Genomic DNA, 4,453 nt, shown 5'->3' on the forward strand with positions numbered 1-4,453 from the left:
AATTGTACCAACGTTAACGTGCGGTTTTGAACGTTCAAATTTTTCTTTAGACATTAGATTGTCCCTCTAAGACACGGAATCGGTGGTTACACCACATCAACCAAGCAGTTAAAATGTATTTGCTTGTTTTTTACAGGAGACAAATCAGGGAGATAATTGAGAACATATGAGGAGTGGTGCTGATAGGCAGATTCGAACTGCCGACCTCACCCTTACCAAGGGTGTGCTCTACCAACTGAGCTATATCAGCACATCTTGGAGCGGGCAGCGGGAATCGAACCCGCATCATCAGCTTGGAAGGCTGAGGTAATAGCCATTATACGATGCCCGCAATGAACTCGGCTACCTGAGTTATCAGCTGCTAAACTGTTACCTGAATAAATCTAATAAAGACCTTTCAGGAAATGGTGGTGGGAGAAGGATTCGAACCTTCGAAGTCGATGACGGCAGATTTACAGTCTGCTCCCTTTGGCCGCTTGGGTATCCCACCTATCCAAATTGTTGTTAATTGGTGCCGGCACCAAGAGTCGAACTCGGGACCTACTGATTACAAGTCAGTTGCTCTACCAACTGAGCTATGCCGGCATCAAGTGCTGCGCATTCTAGGAAGAGTGAGCGCGACTTGCAACAAAAAATTTTAATTTTTTGTTTACTTGCTCACATTTTATTCGTTTTTTGTGATTTTGCTGCTTTTTTCGCTATATTCAGATTAAAACATCTACAGCAGACCGCAACTATAATCCATTATTATTTAATCAGTAAAGTGTTCTTTCGCTACTCGAAGGTAATATTCATTATTTATAAAATCTAAAAATGACTATACAGTTCCAAATTATCAACACTGCATCGTTGATTTTTTCAGCAACCAGTACCATTTTTACTGCCCTCGTCAAAAAAAATTCACATAAAACATAAAAAGTTCTACGCCAACTATCTTTCACTCGCTATGATGCAACTTAATTTTACGGATACGGGTGTTTAGGCAACCTGTCCAACCTGCATAGAATAGGCAGATGTTGGTTTATGAAACAGACAGAGAATTTTATTACTACGCCATATTTAGAGTTTGATAGAGAACATTGGGCAACATTACGTGATTCAGTCCCTTTGACACTAACATCTAGTGAGCTTCTAGAGTTGAAAGGTATTAATGAAGAGCTCTCGATGGAAGATGTCATTGAAATTTATCTACCATTATCTCGTTTGCTCAATTTTTATATTAGCTCCAATTTACGGCGCCAAGCTGTCCTCGAACAATTTTTAGGGACTAATGGGGCTAAAGTTCCTTACATTATAGGAATTGCTGGCAGTGTTGCGGTTGGTAAAAGTACAACAGCACGTTTATTACAAGCACTATTAACTCGTTGGCCAGAACATAGAAAAGTTGATTTGATCACAACTGATGGTTTTTTATATCCAAACCAAGTATTAAAAGATCGCGACATCATGAAGAAAAAAGGATTTCCTCAATCATATGATATGAGAAAACTCGTGAATTTTGTTTCTCAAATTAAATCAGGTGCCCGTAATGTCGTCGCGCCTGTTTATTCACACCTCACCTATGATATCGTACCAGACCAACAGCAGATTATTGACCAGCCCGATATACTCATCTTAGAAGGCCTCAACGTCCTCCAAAGTGATATGGACTATCCACATGATCCACATCATGTATTTGTATCCGACTTTGTAGATTTCTCTATCTATGTTGATGCCGCACCTAAGTTATTAAAACAGTGGTATGTTGGCCGATTCCTAAAATTCAGGCAAGGTGCTTTCTCAGATCCTGATTCTTATTTCCATAACTATTCTAAATTGAGTGAAGAGGAAGCAATTAATATTGCTAGCTCTATCTGGGATGAAATTAATGGATTAAATTTAGAAGAAAATATTCTCCCAACTAAAGAACGTGCTAGTTTAATAATGACTAAAGGTGAGAATCACTCTATTCAGAGCGTTAGAATAAGAAAATAACTTGTATATGCCGGTAGCTATCCGGCATATAATTAATTATTTTTAATTAGGACGTAAAGATATTTCGCCACCAATATAAGGAATAACTTCGCCATTATTTTGACGTAATAGCAAAGCACCTTGTTGGTTAATACCCATTTCAATTCCAGTAATAATTTTATCACCAATCAATAACTTAACATCACGCCCTAAGAAATTATCCAGTTCAAACCAACGAGATAAAAATGGTAACAATCCTTCTTTTTCAAATAAAACCAAAGCATCTTTCAATGCATTAATAATATTTGCAGATAGTTCATTTCTTTCGATGCAATCAACTTCATCAGCGAGTGATGACCACTCTTGGTTAATTTCTTTTTCTTTATTTATATTTTTCTTACCCATTCCAATATTAATACCAATGCCAATAATAATATGAGCTGCATCACCAGTTTTACCCGTTAGCTCAACAAGAATACCTGCCAGTTTTTTATCCTTTAAATAAAGGTCATTAGGCCATTTAACTTTAACTTTCGATTTACTTATTTTATTCAATGTTTCAGCAATGATAATACCGACCACTAAGCTAAGTCCTACCGCGGCTGCTGGCCCCTGATCTAACTTCCAATACATTGATAAATATAAATTACAACCAAATGGTGAGATCCATTGACGACCACGACGCCCTCTTCCGGCGCTTTGATACTCGGCTAAACACGTATCTCCCGATTTTAGATTAGGGATCCTCTCTAGCATATACTGATTGGTTGAATCAATAACAGGCTCTACAATAATGTTACTACCTTGGGTATATTGTTTAATTGCTTCAGCATTTAAAAGATTAATTATGTAAGGTAGCTTATAACCTTTTCCAGGAATCGTCTGGATATCAAGCCCCCACGAGCGTAGTGTTTTAATATGTTTATTAATACCTGCTCGTGTCATACCTAAAACATCGCCCAATTGTTGTCCTGAATGAATTTGGGCATCAGATAAAATGTCTACCAACTGTAGAGGAATATTCGTCTCTTTCATAAAATGCAGCCTATTGGGTTAATTTCGCCACGCTTACCAATAAACCTAACTTCAGGCTCAAGCATAATGCCAAAGCGTTCATATACCGTTTGGCTAACATATTTCGCTAAATTGACTATGTCACACCCCGTAGCATGATTTTTATTAATAAGCACAAGTGCTTGCTTGGTATGCACCGCTGCACCACCTAACTCATAGCCTTTTAAGCCGCATTGATCGATCAGCCATCCTGCCGCAACTTTGATAGAACCATCATCCTGTATATATTGAGGACATGCAGGGTATTGCTGTTTTAATTTCTGTGCTTTATCTGCTGAAATAATTGGGTTTTTAAAAAAGCTACCCGCATTACCAGTAACGGAAGGATCTGGTAATTTCATTCTTCGTGTATTACATACAGAATTAAAAACCTGCTGTGGGGTTACTGTTAGTGGATCTAGTAATGCCAAATCTCCATAAGTGAGCTTAGGCGACCATTGCTTAGATAACTTTAAACCAACCCCGACAATAACGTGTGTGTGCTGATATGCATGTTTGAAAATGCTATCTCGATAACCAAAATGACATTCTTCAGCCAAATGCCTTGATATACTCCCTGTCGTTAAATCAAGAGTATCCACATATTCACAGAGATCTTTCAACTCTACACCGTAAGCACCTATATTTTGAATAGGCGCAGAACCAACACACCCAGGTATTAAGGCTAGATTTTCAGTACCATGGATCCCTTGATTTAGCAAGAATTCTATTAATTGATGCCAGTTTTCTCCTGCACCCGCATATACATGCCAAAAATCAGGTTGTTCAGTAACCGTCACTCCCATTATTCTATTGAGAATAATCACACCATCAAAATCGTCAATAAATAGAACGTTACTTCCACCGCCAAGGATTAAAACTGGCAATTGCTGTTTTCTGGCATCACACCACTGCTGGTAAATAGCTTCAGCTGATCCAGCAAGACAAATTGACTTTGCTTTTGCTTCGAGCGCAAAGCTATTAAACTGTTTTAATTCAAGGGATGAGTTCATCGTTGCCTTCAGCACATAACAAATAAAGATTAGATAAGTCTAACAGGCTGGCTAAAGAGAATCATTAAATAATGGGGTTACTGCAGAAGATTACACATAAGATATTCTTCATATGCGTTAAATAGCAAAAAGCCACCCAAAAGGTGGCTTTTTTATGTTTAAAACCTAGCAGTTCCCTACTCTCACATGGGGAGACCCCACACTACCATCGGCGCTACGGCGTTTCACTACTGAGTTCGGCATGGGGTCAGGTGGGACCACCGCGCTATTGCCGCTAGGTAAATTCTTTTAAATGCCGATAATTTCTGGTGCTGATACCCAGATTCGAACTGGGGACCTCACCCTTACCAAGGGTGTGCTCTACCAACTGAGCCATATCAGCAAATATGGTGCGGTCAGTCAGTACTGACACAACCTTTAAAATTGATGTCTGG

General features: G+C 38.7%; 3 protein-coding genes, 5 tRNA genes and 1 rRNA gene. 1 reads left to right on the forward strand and 8 read right to left on the reverse strand.

Annotated features, from left to right (window positions below; translation table 11 throughout):
• Nucleotides 1–174: 174 nt before the first annotated feature.
• The 4 genes from AC3Z9T_RS21250 to AC3Z9T_RS21265 form a co-directional block, all read right to left on the reverse strand.
• Nucleotides 175–250 (reverse strand) — tRNA-Thr (locus tag AC3Z9T_RS21250).
• Between the two features lie 6 nt (nucleotides 251–256).
• Nucleotides 257–331: transfer RNA gene (locus AC3Z9T_RS21255), tRNA-Gly, on the reverse strand.
• 74 nt (nucleotides 332–405) lie between these two features.
• Nucleotides 406–490, reverse strand: a tRNA-Tyr gene (locus tag AC3Z9T_RS21260).
• A 19-nt stretch (nucleotides 491–509) separates the two neighbouring features.
• A tRNA-Thr gene (locus tag AC3Z9T_RS21265) sits at nucleotides 510–585 on the reverse strand.
• 438 nt (nucleotides 586–1,023) lie between these two features.
• Here AC3Z9T_RS21265 and coaA point away from each other — a divergent pair.
• Nucleotides 1,024–1,974 (forward strand): type I pantothenate kinase, encoded by a 951-nt coding sequence (coaA, locus tag AC3Z9T_RS21270; RefSeq protein WP_490128050.1) that lies wholly within the window; start codon nucleotides 1,024–1,026, stop codon nucleotides 1,972–1,974.
• A 42-nt stretch (nucleotides 1,975–2,016) separates the two neighbouring features.
• On the opposite strand, the gene birA is transcribed toward coaA, so the two are convergent.
• The 4 genes from birA to AC3Z9T_RS21290 form a co-directional block, all read right to left on the reverse strand.
• Nucleotides 2,017–2,988, reverse strand: coding sequence for a bifunctional biotin--[acetyl-CoA-carboxylase] ligase/biotin operon repressor BirA (birA, locus tag AC3Z9T_RS21275; RefSeq protein ID WP_490128051.1), 972 nt, complete (start codon nucleotides 2,986–2,988; stop codon nucleotides 2,017–2,019).
• A complete protein-coding gene (murB, locus tag AC3Z9T_RS21280; protein ID WP_490128052.1) occupies nucleotides 2,985–4,019 on the reverse strand; it encodes a UDP-N-acetylmuramate dehydrogenase in 1,035 nt (344 codons plus the stop codon). Before murB ends, birA begins: the two co-directional genes overlap by 4 nt.
• Nucleotides 4,020–4,182: 163 nt before the next feature.
• Nucleotides 4,183–4,298, reverse strand: a 5S ribosomal RNA gene (rrf, locus tag AC3Z9T_RS21285).
• Nucleotides 4,299–4,325: 27 nt separating this feature from the next.
• Nucleotides 4,326–4,401, reverse strand: a tRNA-Thr gene (locus AC3Z9T_RS21290).
• Between the last annotated feature and the right edge of the window lie 52 nt (nucleotides 4,402–4,453).

The organism is Providencia sp. 6390 (assembly GCF_058148425.1).